Genomic DNA, 24,433 nt, shown 5'->3' on the forward strand with positions numbered 1-24,433 from the left:
GGTCTTTCGACCAGCCCCGTTTTTTCATGGCCCGGGCCGCGCGGCGCCCGGCGCCCCAACCATCAGGACCCCACCTGCGCGCTCGCGGTGCGTTCCGTCCAGCCCCCGCCCAGCACCTTGTACAAGGTGACCAGGTTGGACAGGCGGGCCCGCCGGGTCTCCACCAGCGCCTGCTGCGCGCTGTAGAGCGAGCGCTGCGAGTCCAGCACGCTCAGGTAGTCGTCGATGCCCTGGCGGAAGCGCTGGTCGGACGCGTCATAGGCGCGCTGGTTGGCGGCCACCAGCAGGCGCTGGGCCTCGATCTGCTCGTCCAGCGTGCCGCGCCCGGCCAGGGCGTCGGCCACTTCGCGAAAGCCGGTCTGGATGGCTTTCTCGTATTGCGCGACCTGGATGTTCTTCTGCACCTTGGCCAGGTCCAGGCCGGCCAGCAGCGAGCCGCCGGCGAAGATCGGCATCGTGATCTGGGGCACGAAGCTCCAGGCGCCCGAGCCGCCTTCGAACAGGCCGCCCAGGCTGGCGCTGGCGGTGCCGGCCGAGCCGGTCAGGCTGATGGTCGGGAAGAACGCCGCGCGGGCCGCGCCGATGTTGGCGTTGGCGCCCTTCAACTGGTGCTCGGCGGCGCGGATGTCCGGACGCCGCACCAGCAGGTCCGAGGGCAGCCCGGCCGGCAGCGTGGTCGGCAGCATGCCGTCGTCCAGCCGCTGGGCCTGGTCGAGCGCCGCGGTGATTTCGGGCGACAGCGGCTGGCCCACGAGCAGCACCAGCGCGTTGCGGTCCTGCGCGGCCTGCCGCGTGTACTGCGACAGGTTGCGCTGGGCGGTGCGCAGCGAGGTTTCGGCCTGGCTCAGGTCCAGCGCCGTGGACAGGCCCTGGTCGTAGCTCTGCTGGGTGAGCTTGAAGGAATCCTCCTGGCTCTTGAGGGTGTCGCGGGTCAACGCCAGCAGTTCCTGGTCGGCGCGCAGCGTCAGGTAGGCGTTGGCCACCTCGGCGATCAGCGTGAGCTGCGCCGCGGTGCGCGTTTCGTCCAGCGCCAGATAGGTCTCCAGCGCCTGGTCGCTCAGGCTGCGGATGCGGCCGAACAGGTCCAGCTCCCAGGCCGACATCGCGGCGCCCACCTGGTAACTGTGGCTGGTGGTGGCGCGTCCGCTGGGCGACAGGTCGGCCGGCGTGCGCTGGGCGCTCTCCTGCCCGGCGATGCCGACGCTGGGCATCAGGTCGGCGCGCTGGATGCGGTACTGCGCGCGCGCGGCCTCGACGTTCAGGGCCGCCACCCGCAGGTCGCGGTTATTGGCCAGCGACTGCTCGATCAGCTGCTGCAGCAGCGGGTCTTCGAAGAAGTCGCGCCACCCGATATCGGCCGTGGCCAGGCCGCCCGCGTCGGCCGGCTGGGCCGAGTCGTAGGCCGCGCCGGTGGGATAGGCCGACTCGACGGGCGCGTCCGGCCGTTCGTAGGTCGGGGCCAGCGAGCAGCCCGCCAGGGCCGCCGCCAGGGATACAGACAGCAAGGTTCTCATCGGGTATTTCATTGCGATTGTCCTTCCGTGGCGCTGGCGTCGTGCTCGTCGACGTTTTCGCTCATGCGCTTGACCTTGAACACGCGCAGCATGACCACGAAGAAGGCCGGAACAAAGAAGATGGCCAGGAAGGTGCCGGTCAGCATGCCGCCGATCACGCCCGTGCCGATGGCGTTCTGGCTGCCCGAGCCGGCGCCGGTGGAGATCGCCAGCGGGGTCACGCCCAGGATGAACGCCATGGACGTCATCAGGATGGGACGCAGGCGCTGGCGGGCGGCGTGGATGGCCGATTCCGTCAGGCTGGCGCCGGCTTCGTAGTGCTCCTTGGCGAACTCCACGATCAGGATGGCGTTCTTGGCCGCCAGGCCGATGGTGGTGAGCAGGCCCACCTGGAAGTACACGTCGTTGGACAGGCCGCGCATCATGGTCGCCAGCAACGCCCCGATAATGCCCAGCGGCACCACCAGCATCACCGCCGACGGGATGGTCCAGCTTTCATACAGCGCCGCCAGGCACAGGAACACCACGATCAGCGAAATCGCGTAGAGCGCGGGCGCCTGGGCGCCGGACAGGCGTTCTTCGAACGACAGGCCGGTCCACTCGAAGCCCACGCCCACCGGCAGCTTGGCCGCCAGCCGCTCCATTTCCTCCATCGCCGCGCCCGAGCTGTAGCCCGGCGCCGCCTGGCCCTGGATGTTGTACGACGGCACGCCGTTGTAGCGGTTCAGCTTCTGCGGGCCGAAGCTCCAGGTGGCCTTGGAGAAGGCCGAGAACGGCACCATGTCGCCGGCCTTGTTGCGCACGTACCACTTGTCCAGGTCTTCCGGCAGCATGCGCGAGGAAGCCTCGCCCTGCGCGAACACCTTCTTCACGCGGCCGCGGTCGATGAAGTCGTTGACGTACGACGAGCCCCAGGCGGTGGCCAGCGTGGCGTTGATGTCCGACACCGCCACGCCCAGCGCGCGCGCCTTTTCGCGATCGATGTCGAGCTGGTATTGCGGCGCGTCCTCGATGCCGTTGGGACGCACGCCGCGCAGCACCGGGCTCTTGGCCGCTTCGCCCAGCAGCTGGTTGCGCGCGGCCAGCAGCTTCTCGTGGCCCACGCCGGCGCGGTCCATCAGCTGGAAGTCGAAGCCGGTGACGTTGCCCAGCTCCATCACGGCGGGCGGCGGCACCACGAACAGCTGCGCGCGGCGCTCGGTCTTGGCGAAGTGCGCATTGGCGCGCGCCGCCACGGCGCCGGCCTTCAGGCTGGCGTCGCCGCGCTCTTCCCAGTCGCGCAGCTTGATGAACAGCATGGAGGCGTTCTGGCCGCGGCCGCCGAAGTTGAAGCCGTTGACCGCGAACACCGACACCACGGCGTCCTTCTCTTCGTTCAGCAGATAGGCGGTGGCGTCGTCGATGACGGCCTGGGTCGCCTGCGCCGTCGAGCCGGCCGGGGCCTGGATCTGGGCGAACAGAATGCCCTGGTCCTCGTCCGGCAGGAAGGCGGTGGGAATGCGCGTGAACATCCAGCCCATGGCGATCACCAGCGCCAGGTAGATCAGCATCAGGCGCTTGCTGCGGTTCAGGCCGCGCGCCACCGTGTTGGCGTAGCCGTTGCTGCTGCGGTCGAAACTGCGGTTGAACCAGCCGAAAAAGCCCTTCTTTGAACCGTGATGGCCCTTGGGAATCGGCTTGAGCAGCGTGGCGCACAGCGCCGGCGTGAACACGATGGCCACGATCACCGACAGCACCATGGACGACACGATGGTGATGGAGAACTGGCGATAGATCACGCCCGTGGAACCGCCGAAGAACGCCATCGGAATGAACACGGCGGCCAGCACCATGGCGATGCCGATCAGCGCGCCGGTGATCTGCGACATGGACTTGCGCGTCGCCTGCTTGGGCGACAGCCCTTCTTCGGCCATCACCCGCTCGACGTTCTCGACCACCACGATGGCGTCGTCGACCAGCAGGCCGATGGCCAGCACCATGCCGAACATGGTCAGCGTATTGATGGAATAGCCGAAGGCCGCCAGCACCGCGAACGTGCCCAGCAGCACCACCGGCACGGCCAGCGTGGGGATGATGGTCGCGCGGAAGTTCTGCAGGAACAGGTACATCACCAGGAACACCAGGATGATGGCCTCGATCAGCGTCTTGAACACTTCGTGGATCGACAGGCTGACGAACGGCGTCGTGTCATACGGATAGACGACGTCCATGCCCGGCGGGAAGTAAGGCTTCAGGCTGTTGATGGTGTCGCGCACCGCCTGCGCCGTGTCCAGCGCGTTGGCGCCCGGCGCCAGCTTGACGGCCAGGCCCGAGGCCGGCTTGCCGTTGTAGTAGCTGTCGATGGCGTAGGTCTGCCCGCCCAGCTCGATGCTGGCGACGTCGCCCAGGCGCACCTGCGAGCCGTCGGTGTTGACCTTGAGCAGGATGCGCTCGAAGTCTTCCGGTTTCTCCAGGCGCGACGGGCCGATGATGGTGGCGTTGAGCTGCTGGCCGCGCACCGACGGCAGGCCGCCCAGCTGGCCGGACGACACCTGTACGTTCTGCTCCTTGATGGCGTTGACCACGTCGACCGTGGTCAGGCCGAAGTTCACCAGCTTGGCCGGGTCCAGCCAGATGCGCATCGCGTACTGCGAACCGAACAGCTGGAAGTCGCCCACGCCCTGCGTGCGGCTGATGGGGTCCTGGACGTAGGACGCGACGTAGTCGGCCAGGTCGTCCTTGGTCATCGAGCCGTCGGTGGACACGAAGCCGGCCACCATCAGGAAGTTCTTGGTGGCCTTGGTGACGCGGATGCCCTGCTGCTGCACTTCCTGCGGCAGCAGCGGCTGCGCCAGCGACAGCTTGTTCTGCACCTGCACCTGCGCGGTGTCGGGGTTGGTTCCCTGCGCGAAGGTCAGCGTGATGGACATGCTGCCGTCGGAATTGCTTTCCGAGGAGATGTATTGCAGGCCGTCCAGGCCGTTCATCTGCTGCTCGATCACCTGGACCACGGTGTCCTGCACGGTCTGCGCCGAGGCGCCCGGGTAGGTCACCGCGATGCCGATGGCCGGCGGCGCGATGTTGGGGTACTGGGCGACCGGCAGCCCCAGGATGGACAGCGCACCGGCCATCATCAGCACGATTGCTATCACCCAGGCGAATACCGGCCTATCTATGAAAAACTTTGCCATGCGAGCTCCCTGACTACTGCTTCGCCGCGGCGGCCGCCTGCGGCTGCCCCGCTTGCGGCGCCTTGGCGCTGGCCTCGGTGGCGATCACTTCCACGCCCGGGCGCACCATCTGCACGCCTTCGACGATGACCTTGTCGCCGGCGGCCAGGCCTTCGGTGACCAGCCACTTGTCGCCGATGGCGCGGTCGGTCTTGAGTTCACGCAGTTCGACCTGGTTCTTGGCGTTGACCACCAGCGCCGTCGGAACGCCGCGCTGGTTGCGGGTCACGCCGCGCTGCGGCACCAGCAGGCCGTCGGCGGCGACGCCGTCGGCCAGGCGGGCGCGCACGAACATGCCCGGCAGCAGGCGGCGGTCCGGGTTGGGGAACACCGCGCGCAGCGTGACCGAGCCGGTGCCCGGATCGACCGTGACTTCGGAGAATTGCAGCTTGCCCTGCTGCGCGTATTGCGAACCGTCTTCGAGCGTCAGCGTCACCAGGGCGGCCTGTTCGCCGTCGGCCTTCTTCAGCTCGCCGCTGGCCAGCGCGTTCTGCAGGCGCAGCAGCTGCACGGTGGACTGCGTCACGTCGACGTAGATCGGATCGATCTGCTGCACCGTGGCCAGCGCCCCGGTCTGGTTGGCCGTGACCAGCGCGCCCTCGGTCACCGTGGAGCGCCCGATGATGCCGTCGATGGGCGACAGCACCTTGGTGTAGACCAGGTTGATGCGCGCCGTGTCCAGCGCGGCGCGGGCCGACAGCACGTCGGCGGCCGCCTGGTCGCGCGCGGCGACGGCGTTGTCGTAGGTCTGCTGGCTGACCGCGCGCGTGGCCACCAGCGGCTTGTAGCGCTCGGCCAGCAGCGCGGCCGTCTTCTGCTGCGCCTGGGCGCGCGCCAGCGCGGCGCGCTGGCTGTCCAGGCTGGCCTGGTACAGCGCGGGATCGATCTGGTAGAGCTGCTGCCCGGCCTTGACCTCGCCGCCCTCGGTGAAGAGGCGCTTCTGGACGATGCCATTGACCTGGGGCCGGACCTCGGCCACCCGGAAGGGCGAAGTCCGGCCCGGCAGTTCGGTGGTCAGGGAAACCGGTTGGGTGGCCAGGGTCACCACGGTCACCTGTGGCTTGCCTGCCTGGGGGGCCTCTTGCTGCTTGCCGCAGGCCGCCAGTGTAAGTGCCGATGCCGTCAGCGTGGCGATCGCCGCGCCGCGCCACATAGCGCTGTTCTTATTCATAGATTGCATTCCCGATTTCCAAAAAATTACCCATGCCGCACCCGCTGCGCGGGCCCTGCGGCCCGTAGGCGTCGCCTGCCGGGCGGGCGGGCCCCGGAAGAAAACGCGTCCCCGGGACCGCTGTCGCGCGGTCCGCGTGGATTGGCCGGATGGATTTGCCTAGAACACGCAGGCTGGGCTTTGTCGCATTGCTGCATTGCAGAACTCGCATTCTGCGTTATCCCGCCCGAGAAACAAAGAGTCATCTAGAGAAAACTTCATTCCATATATGGGACAATTTCCAAGCCCTTGATATGACAGAATTCCGCCATGAAACGCTTGCAAGGCATGGAACTTTTCGTCGAAGTCGCGAAAACCCGCAGCTTCAGCCGCGCCGCGGCCACCCTCGGGGTGCCCAAATCGACGCTTTCGCGCCAGGTCGCCGACCTGGAGCGCTCGGTCGGGCTGCGGCTGCTGAGCCGCACCACCCGCAAGGTCGAGCTGACCGACGCCGGCCGCCTGTACTTCGAACGCTGCCAGCGCATCGTGGCCGAGGCGCAGATCGCCCACGAGGAACTGCAGAACCTGGTGGACACGCCGGCCGGGCCGCTGCGGGTCAACATGCCCGCGGATTTCGGCACGGACTTCCTGGCTGAATCGTTCATGGAGTTTTCCCGCCGCTACCCCGACGTCACGTTTTTCCTGGACCTGGCCAATCCGGACCACGCTTCGCGCGTGTTCCAGACCTGCGATGTTTCCATCGAGATCGGCGAACTGCCCGACTCGACGCAGATCGCGAGGCTGCTGGGCATGCTGCCCGCCTACCTGTACGCCTCGCGCGAATACCTGGAGAAGCACGGAGAACCCCGGCACCCCAGCGACCTGACCCGCCACGAGTGCATCGAGTTCCGCGCCGAAGGCGCAGGACGGGTGACCCGCTGGCCGCTGACCGACGGCATTCAGCACATCGAATTCACGCCGGGCAACCGCTTTTCCGTCAACGGCGTGGCCATGGCGCGGCGCCTGGCCATGCTGGGGGCCGGCATCGCGGTGCTGGTGGGCGGCCAACTGGCCGAGCAGCAGTCGGGCCAGCTGCAGCGTGTGCTGCCGGACTGGCAACTGGGGCCGTTTCCGGTGTATGCGGTGACCGAGACCCGGCTTCTGCCCGCCAAGACCCGGATCTTCATCGAATTCCTGATGGAGCGCCTGGGAAGCAGCGGGCAGGCGAAGGATACTCCCGGTTTGATGACATAAGCCTGTGCCGGAAACAGACTGAAAAAACTGGCGGGTCCCGACTACAGATGTCGGCGCACACGACCAATCGGGCCGCGCGGCCCGCCGTTCAGAAACGCTCGTCTTCGCGCAGGTAGCGCCATTGCCCCAGCGGCAGGTCGCCCAGCGCCACGCGCCCGATGCGCACGCGCTTCAGGCCCACCACCTTGAGGCCGACCAGTTCGCACATGCGGCGGATCTGGCGTTTCTTGCCTTCGCGCAGCACGAAACGCAGCTGGTCGCTGTTCTGCCAGCGCACCTGCGCCGGGCGCAGCGGCTTGCCATCGAGCGACAGGCCGTGGTTGAGCAGCGCCAGCCCGTTCTCCGACAGGCTGCCCTGCACCCGCACCAGATACTCCTTGTCCACGCTGGAGTCCTCGCCGATCAGGTGCTTGGCGATGCGCCCGTCCTGCGTCAGCACCAGCAGGCCCTGCGAATCGATGTCCAGCCGGCCGGCCACCGCCAGCCCGTCCAGGTGGCCGCGCTCGAACCGGCGCGGTTCGCGGTCGCCGGCGTAGCGCGACCGGGCGTCGATCAGCGCGACCGCGGGCGTATAGCCTTTTTCGGCCTGGCCCGACACATAGCCCACCGGCTTGTTGATCAGAATCGTGACGCGCGCGGTCTGGCGCGCCTGCGCGGCGCGCTCCAGCGTAATGACCTGGTCGGGAAAGGCCCGGGCGCCCAGCTCGGACACCACCACCCCGTCCACTCGGACCCAGCCGCGCTCGATATAGGCGTCGGCCTCGCGGCGCGAACACAGTCCACGCTCGGACATGAGCTTGGAGATACGTACTTTTTCCATGGGCGGCATTGTAAGCGCAGGCCCGAGGCGGCCAAACCGGTCCAATGCCCGCATCGCTTGCAATCCTTGACGGTTGGCCGCTGGCGATACATTGCTACACACTGTAATCTTTTCCGACACAACATTTGCTGCATCCGTTCCACGGTCTCACCCGTCTATGCCCGCAACCCTGCTTGAATGGTCCGTGCCCGCGGCGATCCTGATGTGCGCCATCGGACTCTGGGCCGCGCGCATGGTGGGCTTCAATACCGTCCGGTGGGGCAGCGCCCTCGCCTGCCTGGGCACCGGGTACGCCGTCATGCTCGTGCCGGCCAGCGCGCTTTCCCCTTACAAACAAGTGGTCGAGGACGCGTTCATTCTGGGCGGCGTCATATTGGCCTGTCGCGCGCTCCAGAGCCGTCGCCGCGCACCGCCCTCTCCCTACATCGATATTGCGGTCCTGCTGGCCTCGACGGCGATGGTGATCGTCTCGGTCGTCCTGTTCTCCAGCGCAAAACTGGAGACGTTCTTCGTCCAGGCCTGTTGCGCGCTCGTGATCTGGCGGGCCACTGTCTCCTTTGCAAGGCAGGTCGCGACCACGTCGGACAAGGTGCTCACCGCCGCGTTTCTCTTCATCGCGCTGGTGCTGACCGGACAGTGCATCCTGTATATCGCCGCGCCGACGCCTGTCGCCATGGACGAATGGAGGACGTCCGTCTGGGGAACCCTGATCCAATACACGGGGCTGCTGGGGAGCATCGTCCTGACGTTCGCGGTGTTCATCGCGACGAGCTACGACGCCATAGAGAAATACCGCCAACAAGCCCATACCGACGCGTTGACAGGCCTGCTGAACCGACAGGGCCTCGATGGTCTTTTCACCACCGTCGCCAGGTCCGCCACGCCGACCGCGTTGATCATGGCGGACATCGATAATTTCAAGCGCATCAACGATGTTTTCGGGCATCCGTTTGGCGACATGGTGCTGGCGCGATTTGGCGGCCTGCTCAGAACGGCGGCAGAGGCAGGGAATTTCGCCGCCCGGCTGGGCGGAGAAGAGTTCCTGGTGCTGCTGCCGGGAACCAGCCTGGAGCGCGCCGCCGCAATCGCCGAGGAGATCCGCGCGAACTTCGTGGCGCAGCGCTGGACGCCGCACGCGCCCAATTCGCGTTTCACGGCCAGCATGGGCGTGACGCTGGTACAGGCGGGGGAACCGTTGGCCCACGCCTTGAAGCGCGCGGACGACCTGCTCTATGCGGCAAAGCGGAAAGGACGGAACTGCACGGTCGCCGGCGCCGCGCTTGGCCTGTCCGCGCCGGTCGACGCGGGTAATTACCTATGAAAACGGCGCGCCGCGTGCCGTATCGATACCGATAAGGTTCTCAATTATTTCGGGGAGGATTTGCCGTGGTCGCAGCGAGTTGCAATGGCGCGGGGTGGTCGAAATGGATAATCCTGGTCGCCTCCGCGACCGGCTTCGCAACCGCCTCGAGCGCTCAAACAGTCTCCGGTACGGGGGACGTGCAGCCCGGGACGGTCCAGACGCCGGACTGGTCTGTCGGGGGCGATCTGATCGTTGGCAATTCCCTCACCGGGACCTTGACCATCAGCGATGGCGGAACCGTCCGCAACGACTGGGCATTCATAGGCAATCTCAATGGCGGCGTGGGCACGCTGACGGTGTCAGGCCCGTCGACCTGGACCAGCCTCGGCCCGGTATATGTCGGCAACGACCCCGGCAGTAACGGCACGCTCCGCATTCTGAACGGAGGCGTGGCGCAAAGCGCATCGGGCAGCATCGGCTCCGCCGACGGCAGCATCGGAAGCGTCGTCGTTTCCGGACCGGGGTCGGCCTGGAACCTCGCTCCGGTCAGCGCGTTCGACATCGGCGGGGCCGGCCGCGGCACGCTGCAAATCGACAACGGCGGCGCCGTGCATAGCGGTCAGGGGATCATCGGCTGGGACGCCAGCGGCGATGGACGCGTCACGGTATCGGGCCGCGCATCGGTCTGGGCCCCCCTGAACAACATCTACGTCGGTTTCTACGGAACCGGGGATCTGCGCGTCCAGGATGGCGCCGCCGTGCACACCGAAGGCTCGACCGGGCCCGGCGCCGCGGCGACGGTCTACATCGGGGCAGGCGCAGGCGGCGTCGGCACGGTGACCGTATCCAGCGCGACGACCGACATCTCGACGCTCTCGGCAAGCGACCGCATCGAAGTCGGCTCGGAAGGCACGGGCGCCCTCACGATCGAAAAAGGCGGGCTGGCGGTTGCAGCGAGCAATACGTGGGTCGCCATTGCCGGCACCGCCACCGGCACGCTGAACCTGACCGGCGATGGCAGCGGCCGCGGCGTGCTGGAAACCGGCTCCGTGATCAAGGGCGCCGGCAACGCCGCCTTCAACCTGGATGGCGGCGTCCTGCGCGCCAATCGTGACGAGCGCGACTTCCTGAAAGGCTTCGCCACGCAGGCCGTGGGCGGCGAAGGCGCATGGTTCGACACGAACGGACACGACGTCGGCGTGACGACCGCTTTCTCCGGAAGCTCGCGCTTCACCAAGCTGGGCGCGGGCACGCTGACCTTGTCGGGCAACAGCGCCGCGTTCACGGGGACCACCGATGCCCAGGCCGGAACGCTGCAGGTGGATGGCACCCTCGGCGGACCGGTCAATGTGTTCGCGGGCGCGCGGCTCACCGGCACCGGGCGCGTGGGCGCGACGGCCAACCGGGGCACGATCGCGCCGGGTCCGCGCAGCGGCTTCGGCACCCTGACGATCGCCGGCGACTATGCGGCGCAAGGCGGCAATCTGGAAGTCCGCACGCGGCTTGGCGCCGACGATTCGCCGACGGACAAACTGGTGATCACGGGCGACAGCGCCGGCACGACGCCGGTCACGGTGAAGAACATGGGAGGCGTTGGCGCGCAGACCCGGCGAGGCATACAGGTCGTGCAGGTCGATGGCGTCTCGGCGGGACAATTCAACCTGGCCAACGGCGACTACGTCATCGCGGGGCGTCCGGCGTTGGTGGCGGGCGCCTATGGCTATGTGCTGCAACAGGATCAGGCTGACGGCGGCTGGTATTTGCGGTCGTCCCTGACCGGTCCAGGCTCCCCGCCGACCGATCCCGGCGCGCCCCCTACCGATCCCGGGGCGCCGCCGGCCGGCCCCGGCGCCCCGCCCGCCGGCGGCGGTTCGCCGGGCGCGGAGCCTCCCCTGCTTTATCAGCCCGGCGTGCCGGTCTATGAAGCCTATGCCAATACGCTGCTTCACCTGAGCCGGTTGCCCACCCTGCGCCAGCGCGTCGGCAACCGCGTCTACGATCCCGCGGACGCGCGCCGCAACGGCGTATGGAGCCGCCTGGAGGGCACGACGAGCCGGCTCGAACCTTCTGTGTCCACCACGGGCGCGCGGCAGGACATCGATAGCTGGAAGGCGCAATTCGGCGTTGACCGCGTCCTGGCCGGTCAGGCAGAGGGCTCCCGTCTGGTGGGCGGCCTGGCCTTTCATTACGGCAAGGCCGACACGCGCGTGTCGTCGGCGTACGGCGACGGCGCGATCGACACCACCTCCTATGGCCTGACGCCGACGCTGACCTGGTACGGCGAAAATGGCGTCTACCTCGATACCCAGGCCCAGGCGGCGTGGTTCGACAGCGACCTCGATTCCCGGCTTGCCGGCACGCTGAAGAAGGGCCGCAAAGCCCAGAGCTACGGGCTGGGCGTCGAAGCGGGCAAGACTTTCGGATTGGCAGAGGGACTCTCCCTGATCCCGCAGGCGCAACTGACATACGCCGCGACCCGCTTCGACAGCTTCAACGACAAGTTCGGCGCGCATATCGAAAGCGACAAGGGCGACAGCTTGCTGGGCCGCCTCGGCATCGCGCTGGACTACAAAAGCAATTGGCAAACAGCCGGCGTGAACAGGTCATCGAACGTCTACGGCGTCGTCAACGTGAAACATGAATTCCTGGACGGAACGCGTGTGCGCGTGGCCGGCGTGCCGGCGGCGAGCCGTATGGCGCGAACCTGGGGCAGCATGGGAGCGGGAGCGGACTACCGTTGGGGAGAGCGCTACGCGATCTACGGCCAGATCGACGTCGATGCGGACTTTTCGGGCAGCTATATTGCCACCGCGACGGCGGGTTTCAGGATGATGTTCTAGGGCTGGACAGGCTGATGGGCGCGCGCAACAAACCCTGTGACCCACCGCTGTTGGCATAATACGCAGCCATGACAAGCCTAGCAGTCCTTTCCCCTCCCCTTGCCCCGGGCTGGCTGGCGGCCGCCCCGCCGCTGTTGCCCGCCGCCATGCGGCACTGGTTGTTCCGTCCCGGCGCGCTGACCGCCGGCCTGCGCCAGGTCGGCCAGGTCCGCCTGCGGGTGCTGGCCGAGTACGCCGACGGCGCGCCGGCCGACGAGGCGCGCGCCATGCGCATCGCGCCCGGCAGCCCGGTCTGGGTGCGTGAAGTCCTGATGTCGATCGACGGCGTGGACAGCGTGCCGGCCCGCAGCCTGACGCCGCTGACGGCCTCGCACGGCGCCTGGCAGGGCATGCGGCGCCTGTCGACGCGGCCGCTGGCGGACATGCTTTATCACGACCGCACCGTGATCCGTTCGCCCTTCGCCTGCCGCCGCCTGGCCGCGCCGGTGCCGTTTTATGCGACGGCGCTGCGGGCGCTGGCCGTCGCGCGCCACGACATCGGCGCCGCCGGAGTCTGGGCGCGGCGCTCGGTGTTCTGGCGCCTGGGCCAGCCGCTGCTGGTGGCCGAGTGCTTCCTGCCCGGCTTCTGGACGCTTACCGCCGGGCGCACGCCCCCGCCCCTGCAGGCGCATCAACGCACGCCGGGCGCGCGCTGAGGCGCACCGGGCGCTATCGCGAAAACACCGAGGGCGCGGATTCGATGCGGTTGCGCCCGAGCTGCTTGGCGTTGTAGAGCGCGCGGTCGCTGCGGCTCAGCGCCAGTTCGGCGGCTTCGTCCATGGTGTGCATGGTGGATATGCCGATGCTGACCGTCAGCGGAATGTGCCGCCCGCCGGCCTGGAACGGGGCGTCGGCGATGCGCTGCTGCACCCGCGCGGCGAAGGCGTGGGCGCGCTCCATGTCGGTGTCGGGCAGCACCACGGCGAACTCCTCGCCGCCTATGCGCCCCACCAGATCCACGGCCCGCAGCTGGCCGCGCAGCGTATTGGCGAAGTGGCGCAGCACGCCGTCGCCGATCGCATGGCCCCAGGTGTCGTTGATCTGCTTGAAATGATCCAGGTCGCACATCAGGACGGCGGCGCAATCGCTGTTCTGCCGCTTGATCCGGGCCAGCTCCGCCTCGATGCGCGACATGAAGTGGCGGCGGTTGGGCAAGGTGGTCAGGGCGTCGGTGGCGGCCAGTTCGCGCAGCTCGAAATCGGCGCGCTTGCGGTCGGTGATGTCGGTGACGAAGCCGTGCCAGACCACCGAGCCGTCGGGCGCGGTGCGCGGGCTGGCGTCGCCCTGGCGCCAGCGCAGGCCCTGGCGCGGCAGGCAGACGCGGAACTCCTGGTGCCAGTGCGTGCGGGCGGCGGCTGCGGCCTGCAGCGAGGCGTGGTAGGCGGGCAGGTCGTCGGGATGGACGCGCTGTTCGATGGCGGCCGCGCCTTGCTGGACGTCCTGGGGCGTCAGTTCGAACATGTCCCAGATGCCTGCGCTGACGTAGAGAAAGCGCGCCGGTCCGCCCCCGGACCGCTGGCCGCACTGGAACACCATGCCGGGCACGGCGTCGGTCAGGTTCACCAGCAGGTCGGCCGTGCGCTGCAGCCGCTCCGACATGGCCCGCATGGCGCTGATGTCGGTGGTGGTTCCCATCATGCGCAGGGCCCGGCCCTGCGCGTCGCGGCTGACGACCTTGCCGCGGCTGCAGATCCATTTGTAGCTGCCGTCCTTGCAGAGGATGCGGTGCTCGACCTCGTAGCTTTCGGTCTTGCCCTCGAAATGCGCCTGCATGGCCGCGCGCACGTAGTCGGCGTCGTCGGGGTGCAGGCGCTTGTACGCATCCTCGATGCGGTTGGTGAGTTCGGATTCGCCGTAGCCCAGCAGCGCTTTCCAGCCGGCCGAATACGTGATCTCGCCGGTCACGACATTGCGATCCCAGACGCCGGTGCCGCTGCCGGCCACGGCCATCGACAGGTTGCGAGCCTCTACGCGCCAGCTGTCTTCGGCCGCCCGTTCGGCGGCCAGCGCCCGGCGCTTTTCGACCGCCGCGGCCGCCAGCGCGGCGTAGTCTTCCAGGGACTGGCGGTCTTGCGGGCCGAATTCGCGGGCCTGCCCATGCAGCAGCCGGAACGTGCCCATCTGGCGGCCATCCTCGTCCAACAGCGGGCATTCTGCGGCGAAAGCGGGTTGCGCGGCCGCGGGCGGCGCGCCGGCCTGGGCCTGCCAGAGGCCGTCGGCGTCGCTGCAGGCCACCAGCACCATGTCCACGCCGAACTGGCGCCGGGCCAGCCGGGCGAGCCGGTCCAGCGGGCCGTCCGGCTCGGGCTGCGCCTTGCCCGCGCCGGCGGCGGGCGCGGGACCAGGTGCGCAAGGAAAATCACCTGTAGCAGGCATTTCGGACCATCGCAGCAAGTTCATCGACGCGGTCATGTGCCGGCCGCGGATGACATTTTGTCACGTCCAGCACCAAAATGGCATTGTTTTACACGTTGCGCCGTTCGCGCCGCGATGGCCCCTTCCGCGGGGCGGGGAACGTCGTTAACGCCAGACTTCCGGCTCGATGCTGACTTCGCCCTTGTCGGCCGAGAAGTACACCACGCCGTCCGAAATATTGGCGTTGAGCTGCATGGTGCGCTCGGCCAGTCTGGCCAGGGCCTTGGCCTGATCCGACGGCAGGTTGACGACCTTCAGATTGCGGGTGCGCTCCAGCTTGTTCTTGACGCCGTCCCACCAGATCTTGCTGGCCGAGCCGCCGTAGCAGTAGACGATCACCTCTTCGGCGCGGCCGCAGGCCCGCAGGATGCGGCGTTCTTCCGGCTGGCCGACTTCGATCCACAGCTTGACCGCGCCGGTCAGGTCCTTGGCCCACAGGTCGGGTTCGTCGGTCTCGCTCAGGCCCTTGGTGAAGCTCAGGTCCTCCTGCGCATGCAGGGCGAAGGCGACCAGGCGCACCATCATGCGCTCGTCGGTCTCGGAGGGGTGGCGGGCCACCGTCAGCGCATGGCTGCCGTAATAGTGGCGGTCGGTGTCGGCGACGTTGAGTTCGGCCTTGTAGATCGTGGCGCGCAGGGCCATGGCGGGAATCCGTTGAATGAAGCGTATGACTGAAGGCCGCCATGATACCGCCTGCGGGCGCGCGTCCGCGGCGGCGCGCCAGCGCTACACTGGCTTTCCGCTTCCTTCCGAGCCGCCCATGACCGCCACCGCCGCCCTGCTCGCCTTCACCCTGGCCGCCGCCATCCTGACCGTCACTCCCGGCATGGACAGCGCGCTGGTGCTGCGCACCGCCGCCGTCGAGGGCGGCCGGCGGGCCTTCATGGCGGGCCTGGGCGTGGCCACGGGCTGCCTGGTCTGGGGCGCGGTCGCCGCCTTCGGGCTGGGCTCGCTGCTGCTGGTCTCCAGCCTGGCCTACGACACGCTGCGCATCTGCGCGGCGCTGTACCTGTGCTACCTGGGGCTGCGGCTGCTGTGGGGCAGCTTCAGGCGCGGCGGCGGCATCGCCGAAGCCGGACTGCGGGCCGCGCCGGCGTCGGCCCCGGCGGCCAGCGCCGCCGGCTGGTTCGTGCGCGGCTGCCTGACCAACGTGCTCAATCCCAAGGTCGGGATTTTCTACATCACTTTTTTGCCGCAGTTCATCCCCGCGGGCGCCGACGTGCTGCGCTTCAGCCTGCTGCTGGCCGCGATCCACGCCGTGCTGGGCGTGCTGTGGTTCGCCCTGCTGGTGGCGGCGACCCGGCCGCTGGCGCGCTGGCTGTCACGGCCGGCCGTGATGCGCGGCCTGGACCGCATGACGGGCGCGGTCTTCATCGCGTTCGGATTGAAGCTGGCGCTGGAGAAGCGCTGAAGGCGCGCGTCAGTCCTCCGCCGGCCCGTGGCAGGCGACGCACAGCTTGTTGCCGTCCGGGTCGCGGAAGTACGCGCCGTAGTAGCTGGCGTGGTATTGCGGCCGCAGGCCCGGGGGGCCCTCGCAGCGGCCGCCGTGTTCGAGCGCGGCCCGGTGCGCCTGGCGCACGGCTTCTCGCGATGGCGCCATGAAAGCCGTCATCTGCCCGTTGCCGGGATGCGGCGCCCGGCCATCGTACGGCCGGCAGATCACGAAGTACGGACGCTGGCCGCCCGCGCTATGCCATCCCGCCCAGGGGCGGCGCCGGTCCAGGAATCGCAGCTCCAGCCCCAGAGTGTCCATCAGCGCGGTGTAGAAGCCCAGCGCGCGCTCGAAGTCGGTGACGCCGACGAATACGTGGGAAAACACGGTATGGCTCCTTGGTGGACTGGCATACGCCCATGCCTCAATACACCCCTACCGGATGCTGCGCCACGAAATGCCCCTCGCCCACCGCCACCAGCGGCCGGACCAGCGGGTCGTCGCCCAGCCTGCGGACCGGGCTGGGGATTTCGTCGACCAGCAGCGAGCGCTCGCGGTGGCGGCGCTGGGGATCGGCGATGGGTACGGCCGCCATGAGCTTCCTGGTGTAGGGATGCTGCGGGTTCTCGAAGATGGCGCGGCGCGGGCCGATTTCGACGATCTGGCCCAGGTACATGACGGCCACCCGGTGGCTGACGCGTTCGACCACGGCCATGTCGTGCGAGATGAACAGGAACGACACGCCCAGCTCGCGCTGCAGGTCCAGCAGCAGGTTGACGATCTGCGCCTGGATGGAGACGTCCAGCGCCGAGACGGACTCGTCGGCGATCACGACCTTGGGGTTGAGCGCCAGGGCGCGCGCGATGCAGATGCGCTGGCGCTGGCCGCCGGAGAACTCGTGCGGATAGCGGTCGATCATCTCGGGCAGCAGCCCGCATTTGTCCATCAGCCAGCGCACCCGGTCCTGCGCTTGCCGGCCGCGCGCCACGCCGTGGATCAGCAGCGGCTCCATGATGGAATAGCCCACCGTCATGCGCGGATCGAGCGAGGCGAACGGGTCCTGGAAGATGAACTGGATGTGGCGGCGCAGCGTCTGCATGGCGCCGCCGCGCAGCGCGCCGATGTTCTGGCCGTCGAACTCGATGGAGCCGCTCTTGCTCTTGACCAGCTGCAGCAGCGAACGGCCGGTGGTGGTCTTGCCGCAGCCGGATTCGCCCACCAGCGACAGGGTTTCGCCGGGATATAGGTCGAAGCTGACTTTCTCCACGGCGTGCACGCGTTTCTGGACCCGGCCGAATATGCCGCCGGTGATGTCGAAGCTGGTGGTCAGGTCGCGCACTTTCAGCACCGGGCCATTGTCGCGGCGCACGGTGGAGGCCGCCGCAACCGGCTGACTCGCGGCCGGCTCCGGCGCCGGCGCGTCCACGCGCAACAGCGGGAACGGCGCGGGCTCGTCGGTGCCCTGCATGGCGCCCAGGCGCGGCACGGCCGACAGCAGCGCGCGCGTGTAGGCGTGCTGCGGGCGCGCGAAGACCTCGTCCGAACCGCCCTCTTCCACCTTGTCGCCGCGGTACATGACCAGCACGCGGTCGGCGACCTCGGCCACCACGCCCATGTCGTGGGTGATGAAGATCACCCCCATGTCCATTTCTTCCTGAAGCTGGCGGATGAGCTGCAGGATCTGGGCCTGGATGGTGACGTCCAGGGCCGTGGTGGGCTCGTCAGCGATCAGCAGCTGCGGCTTGCACGAGAGCGCCATCGCGATCATGACGCGCTGGCGCATGCCGCCGGACAGCTGGTGCGGATAGCGGTCCAGGATGGCGCGGGCCTCCGGGATGCGCACGCGCTCCAGCATGCGCAGGGTCTCGGCGCGCGCCGCGGCCGCGTCCAGGCCCTGGTGCAGCTGCAGCGCCTCGGCGATCTGGCTGCCGGCCGTGAAGCTGGGATTGAGCGAGGTCATCGGCTCCTGGAAGATCATCGCCACGTCCGCGCCGCGCACGCGCTGCAGCAGCGAATCCGGGGCGTTGAGCAGGTCCAGCACCTCGCCGTTGCGCCGGCGCAGCAGCATGCCGCCGTTGACGATGCGCCCGCCGCCGTATTCCACCAGGCGCATCAGCGCCAGCGAGGTGACGGACTTGCCCGATCCGGACTCGCCGACGATGGCCAGGGTTTCGCCGCGGTCGACGTGGAAGGAGACGCTGCGCACCGCTTCCACGGTGCGCTCGGGGGTCTTGAAGCGCACGGTCAGGTCGTTGACCTGGACGACGCGTTTGGGGTCCATGGTTGCCATATCGATTACTTGTCCTGGCGCGGATCGAGCGCGTCGCGCAGCCCGTCGCCCAGCAGGTTGAAGCCCAGCACCGCGAGGAAAATGGCCGATCCGGGGAAGATGGACATCCACGGCGCCTGGGTCATGAAGTTCTTGGCGGTGTTGAGCATCGAACCCCAGGACGGGTTGGGCGGCTGCAGGCCCAGGCCCAGGAAGGACAGGCTGGCCTCGGCGATGATGGCGGTGGCGATGGTGATCGTGGCCTGCACGATCAGCGGCGGCATGACGTTGGGAAACACGTGCCGGGCGATGATGCGCAGGTCGGAGGCGCCCAGCGCGCGGGCGCTCTGCACGTAGTCCTCGTTCTTGACGGCCAGCACCTGCCCGCGCGTCAGGCGGATGAACTTGGGCGCGGCCGACACGCCGATGGCGATCATGGCGTTGGTCAGGCTGGGGCCGAGAAAGGCCGCCAGCGCGATGGCCAGGATCAGGAAGGGAATGGCCAGCAGCGCCTCGGTGGCGCGCGAGATGACGCTGTCGGTCCAGCCCCCGAAATAGCCGGCGGCCAGGCCGAACGGCACGCCCGCGACCAGGGCGATCAGCACCGACACCAGGCCCGCCATGAGCGAGGCGCGCGCGCCGTAGACCATGCGGCTGAAGATGTCGCGGCCCAGCTCGTCGGTGCCCAGCCAGTAGGCCGCCGACGGCGCCTTGCGGATGGTGGTGAAGCTGGTCTGGAACGGATCGTGGCTGGCGATCAGCGGCGCCAGCGCGGCCAGCGCCACGAACACCAGCACGATGCCCAGGCCCAGCATGGCGATGCGATTGCGTTTGAACTTGGCCCAGGCGCGATTGCGGCTGCGGGGCGGCGTGACGGCTGCGGCCGTTGCAGGAAATGCGCTCATGAGTGCCTCAGGCGGGGATTGACCAGGATGTACAGGATGTCGGCCAGCAGGTTCATCACGATGAAGCCCACCGCGACGCAGAGCACCACGCCCTGCACCACCGCGTAGTCGCGCGTGAAGACCGCGTCGACCACCAGCTTGCCGAATCCCGGGATCGTGAAGACCTGTTCGGTCAGCACGGCGCCGGCCAGCAGTTCGCCGAACAGCAGGGTCACCAGCGTGACGATGGGCATGAGCGCGTTGCGCAGCGCATGGCGCAGCACCACGCTGCGCGGCGACACGCCCTTGGCGCGCGCGGTGCGCACGTAGTCGGCCGACAGCGCCTCCAGCATGGCCGAGCGGGTATGGCGCATCAGGTAGGCCGCGATCGCCGTGGACAGCACCAGCGCGGGCATCAGCATGGTCTTCATCGAGAGCCAGAAGTCCTCGGACGGCGACACGTAGCCCGAGGCCGGCAGCAGCCGCCACTGCACCGACACCACCATGATGAGGATGATGCCGAGCCAGAAATTGGGTATGGACATGCCGGACAGCGCCGCGATGTTGGCGCCCATCTCGATGGGCTTGCCTTTGCGCACGGCGGCCAGGATGCCCATGGGGATGCCGATCAGCAGCGCGAAGAACATGGCCATCGCGGCCAGTTGCAAGGTGACGGGCAGCTTCTGGCCGATCAGCATGGTGACGGGCACGTCGGTGCGCAGCGATTTGCCCAGGTCGCCCTGCAGCACCTGGCCGGCCCAGGCCGCGTACTGCATGGGCAGCGGATCGTTGAGCCGGTATTTTTCGCGCAGGTAGTCCAGGACGGCCGGGTCGCGTTCTTCTCCGGCCAGCGTCAGCACGGGATCGCCGGGCAGGATTTTTTGCAGCATGAAAACGATCATCGACACCAGTATCAAGGTCGGTATCGCGACGATCACGCGGCGCAGGATGAGTTTGAGCATAGGAAAACCGGGAAACGGGAGCAGCGGCAGGCGCTTGCCGCAAAGCTTGCGGCTGCCACAAAGAATAACCGGACGCGCGCTGCGCGTCCGGCTCGGGCGGCCTCGGACAGCCGCCCCGCGGTCACTTCTTCGCGAAGCTCACGCCCTTGAGACGGACCATGCCGTCCGGATAGGGCGTAAAGCCCTGGACCTTCTTGGCCAGCGCGAACGGCCAGGGCTGGTAGTAGTTGTAGACCCCGGGCAGCTCGTCCTGCAGGATGGTCTGCGCCTGGTCGTAGATCGCCTTGCGCTTGGCCGTGTCGGGCACGGTGCGCGCCTCGTTGAGCAGCTTGTCCACTTCCGGATTGCAGTAATGGCCGTCGTTGAGCGCGCCCTTGCAGGTGACGAAGGCGTGGATGTTGCCGTCCGGATCGACCCGGCCCGACCAGCCCAGCATCACGATCTGGAAGTTGCCGCCGGACGCCTCTTTCTGCAGCGCCGCGTACTCGGTGGGACGCAGCGACAGGTCGAAGCCGGCCTCGGCGGCCATGGCCTGGACGATCTCGGCGATGGACGAGGTGGTGGTGTTGTTGCCGAACACGAGTTCGGCCTTCACCCGTTCCAGGCCGGCCTGCTTGAGCAGGGCCTTGGACTTGGCGACGTCGCGCTGGGTCGGCGGGAACTTGTCGCTGTGGTAGGGGCTGGCCGGCGGGAACGGCTGCTGGGCCGGCTCGAAAATGCCGCCGCCGGCGACTTCGCTGATGGCCTTGCGGTCGATCGCGTACTGGAACGCCTGGCGCACCAGCTTGTTCTTGAACGGATTGTCCTCGGCGCGCTTGCCGTTGGCCACGTTGAACATGAACTGCTGGAAGCCCAGGCCGGCTATCGGCGCGAAGGTCAGGCTGGCGTCGTTCTTGACCTGCGGCACGTCGGAGGGGTTCAGGCGCTCCAGCATGTCCAGGTCGCCGGCGCGCAGGTTGGACAGGCGCACCGTGGTGTCCGGAATGGGCAGGAAGGTGACGCGCTCGAACGCGAAGTCCTTGGCGTCGTAGTACTGGTCGAACTTCTCCAGCACGATGCGGTCGTTCTGGATGCGCTCGACGAACTTGTACGGGCCCGAGCACACCGGCTTGCGCCCCACCGCCGCCACGTCGTCGGTGAAGGTCTTGGGCGAGAGCATCATGCCCGCGCGGTCCGACAGCTGCGCCAGCAGCGTGGCGTCGGGTTTCTTCAGCGTCAGCACCAGCGTGGCGGCGTCCGGCGCCTCGACCTTCTCGACCGAGGCCAGCTCGCCCTTGCGTAGGCTGTCCGGCAGGCTCATGGCGCGTTCCAGGTTGGCCTTGGCCGCGGCGGCGTCGAACTTGCTGCCGTCATGGAACAGCGCGTCCTGGCGCAGCTTGAAGGTCAGCACCTTGTTGTCGGGGCTGAAGGACCACGAGGTGGCCAGCTGCGGCACGAACTGCAGCTTGGGATCGATGTCGATCAGCTTGTCGCACAGCGAGGTGAAGACGATGCGGCCGACGTAGGTGCGCGCGCGGTGCGGGTCCAGCACGTCGGGATCTTCCTGCAGGCCGATCCGCATGTTCTGCGCGCCGGCCGCGCCGGCGGCCAGCGCCAGCAGGCTGGCGCCCAAGGTCAAGGTCAAGCGTTTCATTGTGTTTTTTCCCCTTGTGTCGGCGCGGGCGTACGCGCCGCGTACGCCCGCGCTGGTTCAGAAGCCCACGGCCTGGCCGTCGCGCCGGCTGTCGCTGGCGGCCACGTAGCCCAGCTCGTTGTCGCTTTCGGACATGCGCCAGATGAACTGGCCCGCGCCGAAGTCCATGTAGGGATCTTCGACGGACTTCAAAGCATGCCCGAGGTCTTTCAGGCCCGCAACCGTCGCGGCCTTCATATTGGTCTCGATGTCCAGCGTGAAGTCGCGGTTGACCTTCCAGCGCGGCGCGCAGCAGGCGGCCTGGGGGTTCTGGTGGTAGTCGATCATGCGGACCACGGTCTGCAGGTGGCCCTGGGGCTGCATGTCGCCGCCCATCACGCCGAAGCTCATGACGGGCTTGCCGCCCTGGGTCAGGAAGCCCGGGATGATGGTGTGGAACGGACGCTTGCCGCCTTCGACCACGTTGGCCGATTGCGGGTCCATCGAGAAGCCCACGCCGCGGTTCTGCATGCTGATGCCGGTGCCCGGCACCACCACGCCCGAGCCGAAGCCCATGTAGTTGGACTGGATGAACGAGATCATCATGCCGCTCTCGTCGGCGGCGGTCAGGTAGATGGTGCCGCCGGCGTGCGGACGGCCGGCCTCGAAATGCGTGGCGCGGTCCAGGCGGATCAGCTTGGCGCGGCTGTCCAGGTAGGCGTCGGACAGCATCTGCTCGGGCGTGACCTGCATGGAACGCGGATCGGACACGTACTTGTACAGGTCGGCGAAAGCCAGCTTCATGGCTTCGATCTGCACGTGCTGCGACTGCACCGAATCGACCGGCATGCCGGCCATGTCGAAGCGCTCGACGATGCCCAGCGCGATCAGCGCGGCGATGCCCTGCCCGTTCGGCGGGATCTCGTGCAGCTCGTAGCCGCGGTAGGACTTGGAGATCGGCTTGACCCACTGCGGACGGTAGTTGCGCAGGTCTTCCAGGGTCATGGCGCCGCCGCACTCCTTGCTGAAGGCGGCGATGCGCTCGGCCAGCTCGCCTTCATAGAAGTCGCGGCCCTTGCTGGCGGCGATGCGGCGCAGCGTGTAGGCGGCGTCCGGGAAGCGGAAATGCTCGCCCACCTTGGGCGCGCGGCCCTCGGGCAGGAAGGCCTGGGCGTAGCCGGGCTGGTCCTTGAGTTCGTCGGCGGCGGCCGCCCACTTGTGCGCCACCACCGGCGGCACGGCGTAGCCGCGCTCGGCGACCTCGATGGCGGGCTCGAACAGCTGCTCGAACGGCAGCTTGCCCAGCTTTTCATGCAGCGCGGCCCAGCCGGCGACCACGCCCGGCACCGTCACGGCGTCCCAGCCGCGCTTGGGCTGGACGGCCAGGCCGTTGGGGCCCACGCCGTGCCTGCGCTTGAAGTACTCCACGTTCCAGGCGGCCGGCGCCACGCCGGAGGAGTTCAGGCCGTGCAGCTCCTTGCCGTCCCAGACGATGGCGAAACAGTCGCCGCCCAGGCCGCAGGACACGGGTTCGACCAGGACGATGGTGGCGGCCGCCGCGATCGCGGCGTCCACGGCGTTGCCGCCCTTGAGCAGCATGCGCAAGCCGGCCTGCGCCGCCAGCGGATGCGACGTGGAGACCACGTTGCGGGCGAACAGCGGGATGCGGACGGAAGGATACGGGTTGCCCCAGTCGAAGGCTTTCATGGTGCGAATCTCATAACGGGTTGGTGTGCATGGACCCAGGCGAAAGTACTCTTGTGATCTAATTAAATCAATTTGATTTTTTGTTCCGTCATAAAAAGTTTTTTTATGAGTACGATCCGCTTCCTACGGACGTTCCTGGCGGTGGCGCACCACGGCTCTTTCTCCGAAGCCGCCGAGCAGGTGGCCCTGACCCAGGCGGCCGTCAGCTTCCAGATGCGCTCGCTGGAGGCGGAACTCGGCCGCGAATTGTTCGACCGCAGCGGCCGTCTTGCCATTCTTAACGCAGCCGGCCGCGAATTGCTACCCGAAATCAAGCATTTGCTGGATCTGTACGACCGCATGCGGCGCCCGCCCACCGTGCCGGGCGAACTGGCCGGCTCGGTCGCGGTGGGCAGCATCGTGTCCTGCATGGGCACCTTGTCCAAGGTGGTGTCGGGCCTGAAGAAGGTTCATCCCAAGCTGGACGTGCGCATCCTGTCGGGCAAGGCCAGCGAGCTGGCCGGCAAGGTCGAGGACGGCGAACTGGACGCCGCCTTCCTGGTCGAGGCCGGCCGCAAGATGGCCAGCACCCGCTGGACCCCGCTATATGAAGAAGAACTGGTCGTCATCGCGCCGCGCTCGGCGCGCGGCGCCGACGCGCGCCAGGTGCTGGCGGCCAACCCCTTCCTGCGTTTCGACCGGACCCAGCGCACCGGCCTGCAGATCGACCGGCTGCTGCGGCGCCTGGCGGTGCCGCTGAACGAATTCCTGGAACTGAACGCGATCGAGACGCTGGTGGAACTGGTGCGCCAGGAGGTCGGCGTCACCCTGCTGCCCCTGATCCACGGCTCCAACTGGCAGCAAAGCCCGGAACTGCGGATCCTGCGGCTGCCGCCGGACCTGGGCCCGATGGCGCGGGCGATCGGCATGCTGGAGCGGCGCGAACACGCCCGCCAGGGGATTACGGCGGCGATCTGCGCGGGATGCGCGACGGCGTTTCGCGGGAGTGCGGGGCCGACGGCCGCCTGACGACGGCCCCGCGCC

The 24,433-nt window shown here is 68.1% G+C and carries 18 protein-coding genes; 6 read left to right on the forward strand and 12 right to left on the reverse strand.

Annotation, left to right across the window (positions count from 1 at the left end):
* Window positions 1–62: 62 nt before the first annotated feature.
* Genes adeC through AC1M14_RS15245 form a run of 3 tightly spaced genes read right to left on the reverse strand, consistent with a single transcriptional unit; the run spans window position 63 to window position 5,894 of the window.
* Entirely contained in the window at window positions 63–1,526 is a 1,464-nt protein-coding gene (gene adeC, locus AC1M14_RS15235; protein ID WP_479729927.1) for an AdeC/AdeK/OprM family multidrug efflux complex outer membrane factor, read from the reverse strand.
* A complete protein-coding gene (locus AC1M14_RS15240) occupies window positions 1,523–4,684 on the reverse strand; it encodes an efflux RND transporter permease subunit (protein WP_111825304.1) in 3,162 nt (1,053 codons plus the stop codon). The genes adeC and AC1M14_RS15240 overlap by 4 nt, the downstream gene beginning before the upstream one ends.
* Before the next feature lie 13 nt (window positions 4,685–4,697).
* Window positions 4,698–5,894, reverse strand: a complete 1,197-nt coding sequence (locus AC1M14_RS15245) for an efflux RND transporter periplasmic adaptor subunit (protein WP_102770868.1) — start codon at window positions 5,892–5,894, stop codon at window positions 4,698–4,700.
* Between the two features lie 327 nt (window positions 5,895–6,221).
* Between AC1M14_RS15245 and AC1M14_RS15250 the strand changes: the two genes are divergently transcribed.
* A complete protein-coding gene (locus AC1M14_RS15250; RefSeq protein WP_111825306.1) occupies window positions 6,222–7,127 on the forward strand; it encodes a LysR family transcriptional regulator in 906 nt (301 codons plus the stop codon).
* 88 nt (window positions 7,128–7,215) lie between these two features.
* Here the strand turns inward: AC1M14_RS15250 and AC1M14_RS15255 are convergent, their stop codons facing one another.
* Entirely contained in the window at window positions 7,216–7,947 is a 732-nt protein-coding gene (locus AC1M14_RS15255) for a pseudouridine synthase (RefSeq protein WP_102771801.1), read from the reverse strand.
* Between the two features lie 157 nt (window positions 7,948–8,104).
* On the opposite strand from AC1M14_RS15255, the gene AC1M14_RS15260 reads away from it, so the two are divergent.
* The 3 genes from AC1M14_RS15260 to AC1M14_RS15270 all read left to right on the forward strand — a co-directional run bounded on the left by AC1M14_RS15260 (window position 8,105) and on the right by AC1M14_RS15270 (window position 12,785).
* Window positions 8,105–9,268 carry a GGDEF domain-containing protein gene (locus AC1M14_RS15260; protein WP_479729928.1) on the forward strand — a complete coding sequence of 388 codons (1,164 nt, stop codon included), beginning with the start codon at window positions 8,105–8,107 and terminating at the stop codon, window positions 9,266–9,268.
* 65 nt (window positions 9,269–9,333) lie between these two features.
* Window positions 9,334–12,090 (forward strand): autotransporter family protein, encoded by a 2,757-nt coding sequence (locus AC1M14_RS15265; protein WP_479729929.1) that lies wholly within the window; start codon window positions 9,334–9,336, stop codon window positions 12,088–12,090.
* A gap of 68 nt (window positions 12,091–12,158) precedes the next feature.
* On the forward strand, window positions 12,159–12,785 hold the full coding sequence (locus AC1M14_RS15270; protein WP_479729930.1) for a chorismate--pyruvate lyase family protein: 627 nt from the start codon (window positions 12,159–12,161) through the stop codon (window positions 12,783–12,785).
* Window positions 12,786–12,798: 13 nt separating this feature from the next.
* Here AC1M14_RS15270 and AC1M14_RS15275 read toward each other — a convergent pair whose 3' ends face one another.
* Complete coding sequence (locus AC1M14_RS15275; RefSeq protein ID WP_479729931.1) at window positions 12,799–14,505, reverse strand: sensor domain-containing diguanylate cyclase; 1,707 nt, start codon at window positions 14,503–14,505, stop codon at window positions 12,799–12,801.
* Window positions 14,506–14,649: 144 nt separating this feature from the next.
* Window positions 14,650–15,186: a YaeQ family protein gene (locus tag AC1M14_RS15280; RefSeq protein ID WP_102770862.1), complete on the reverse strand. Its 537-nt coding sequence runs from the start codon at window positions 15,184–15,186 to the stop codon at window positions 14,650–14,652.
* 118 nt (window positions 15,187–15,304) lie between these two features.
* Here AC1M14_RS15280 and AC1M14_RS15285 point away from each other — a divergent pair, with 118 nt between their 5' ends.
* A complete protein-coding gene (locus AC1M14_RS15285) occupies window positions 15,305–15,955 on the forward strand; it encodes a LysE family translocator (protein ID WP_209166328.1) in 651 nt (216 codons plus the stop codon).
* 9 nt (window positions 15,956–15,964) lie between these two features.
* On the opposite strand, the gene AC1M14_RS15290 is transcribed toward AC1M14_RS15285, so the two are convergent.
* From AC1M14_RS15290 to ggt, 6 genes are all read right to left on the reverse strand, one after another.
* Window positions 15,965–16,363: a VOC family protein gene (locus AC1M14_RS15290; protein ID WP_479729932.1), complete on the reverse strand. Its 399-nt coding sequence runs from the start codon at window positions 16,361–16,363 to the stop codon at window positions 15,965–15,967.
* Window positions 16,364–16,400: 37 nt separating this feature from the next.
* Entirely contained in the window at window positions 16,401–18,257 is a 1,857-nt protein-coding gene (locus tag AC1M14_RS15295; protein WP_479729933.1) for a dipeptide ABC transporter ATP-binding protein, read from the reverse strand.
* Between the two features lie 14 nt (window positions 18,258–18,271).
* Window positions 18,272–19,150, reverse strand: a complete 879-nt coding sequence (locus AC1M14_RS15300; RefSeq protein ID WP_111825312.1) for an ABC transporter permease — start codon at window positions 19,148–19,150, stop codon at window positions 18,272–18,274.
* Entirely contained in the window at window positions 19,147–20,091 is a 945-nt protein-coding gene (locus AC1M14_RS15305; protein ID WP_479729934.1) for an ABC transporter permease, read from the reverse strand. The genes AC1M14_RS15300 and AC1M14_RS15305 overlap by 4 nt, the downstream gene beginning before the upstream one ends.
* A 121-nt stretch (window positions 20,092–20,212) precedes the next feature.
* Window positions 20,213–21,724 carry an ABC transporter substrate-binding protein gene (locus AC1M14_RS15310; protein WP_102770857.1) on the reverse strand — a complete coding sequence of 504 codons (1,512 nt, stop codon included), beginning with the start codon at window positions 21,722–21,724 and terminating at the stop codon, window positions 20,213–20,215.
* A gap of 57 nt (window positions 21,725–21,781) precedes the next feature.
* The gene (gene ggt, locus AC1M14_RS15315; RefSeq protein ID WP_102770856.1) at window positions 21,782–23,410 is read right to left on the reverse strand and encodes a gamma-glutamyltransferase; all 1,629 of its coding nucleotides are present in this window, start codon (window positions 23,408–23,410) and stop codon (window positions 21,782–21,784) included.
* A 105-nt stretch (window positions 23,411–23,515) separates the two neighbouring features.
* Between ggt and AC1M14_RS15320 the strand changes: the two genes are divergently transcribed.
* Window positions 23,516–24,418, forward strand: a complete 903-nt coding sequence (locus AC1M14_RS15320; RefSeq protein ID WP_209166287.1) for a LysR family transcriptional regulator — start codon at window positions 23,516–23,518, stop codon at window positions 24,416–24,418.
* Window positions 24,419–24,433 lie beyond the last annotated feature (15 nt).

This window comes from Achromobacter sp. SX5, assembly GCF_056711425.1.

Coding starts and splice junctions, on each gene's coding strand:
- adeC (WP_479729927.1), bottom strand. CDS start 1,526: ATGAAATACCCGATGAGAACCTTGCTGTCTGTATCCCTGGCGGCGGCC.
- AC1M14_RS15240 (WP_111825304.1), bottom strand. CDS start 4,684: ATGGCAAAGTTTTTCATAGATAGGCCGGTATTCGCCTGGGTGATAGCA.
- AC1M14_RS15245 (WP_102770868.1), bottom strand. CDS start 5,894: ATGAATAAGAACAGCGCTATGTGGCGCGGCGCGGCGATCGCCACGCTG.
- AC1M14_RS15250 (WP_111825306.1), top strand. CDS start 6,222: ATGGAACTTTTCGTCGAAGTCGCGAAAACCCGCAGCTTCAGCCGCGCC.
- AC1M14_RS15255 (WP_102771801.1), bottom strand. CDS start 7,947: ATGGAAAAAGTACGTATCTCCAAGCTCATGTCCGAGCGTGGACTGTGT.
- AC1M14_RS15260 (WP_479729928.1), top strand. CDS start 8,105: ATGCCCGCAACCCTGCTTGAATGGTCCGTGCCCGCGGCGATCCTGATG.
- AC1M14_RS15270 (WP_479729930.1), top strand. CDS start 12,159: ATGACAAGCCTAGCAGTCCTTTCCCCTCCCCTTGCCCCGGGCTGGCTG.
- AC1M14_RS15275 (WP_479729931.1), bottom strand. CDS start 14,505: ATGCCTGCTACAGGTGATTTTCCTTGCGCACCTGGTCCCGCGCCCGCC.
- AC1M14_RS15280 (WP_102770862.1), bottom strand. CDS start 15,186: ATGGCCCTGCGCGCCACGATCTACAAGGCCGAACTCAACGTCGCCGAC.
- AC1M14_RS15285 (WP_209166328.1), top strand. CDS start 15,305: ATGACCGCCACCGCCGCCCTGCTCGCCTTCACCCTGGCCGCCGCCATC.
- AC1M14_RS15295 (WP_479729933.1), bottom strand. CDS start 18,257: ATGGACCCCAAACGCGTCGTCCAGGTCAACGACCTGACCGTGCGCTTC.
- AC1M14_RS15300 (WP_111825312.1), bottom strand. CDS start 19,150: ATGAGCGCATTTCCTGCAACGGCCGCAGCCGTCACGCCGCCCCGCAGC.
- AC1M14_RS15305 (WP_479729934.1), bottom strand. CDS start 20,091: ATGCTCAAACTCATCCTGCGCCGCGTGATCGTCGCGATACCGACCTTG.
- AC1M14_RS15310 (WP_102770857.1), bottom strand. CDS start 21,724: ATGAAACGCTTGACCTTGACCTTGGGCGCCAGCCTGCTGGCGCTGGCC.
- ggt (WP_102770856.1), bottom strand. CDS start 23,410: ATGAAAGCCTTCGACTGGGGCAACCCGTATCCTTCCGTCCGCATCCCG.
- AC1M14_RS15320 (WP_209166287.1), top strand. CDS start 23,516: ATGAGTACGATCCGCTTCCTACGGACGTTCCTGGCGGTGGCGCACCAC.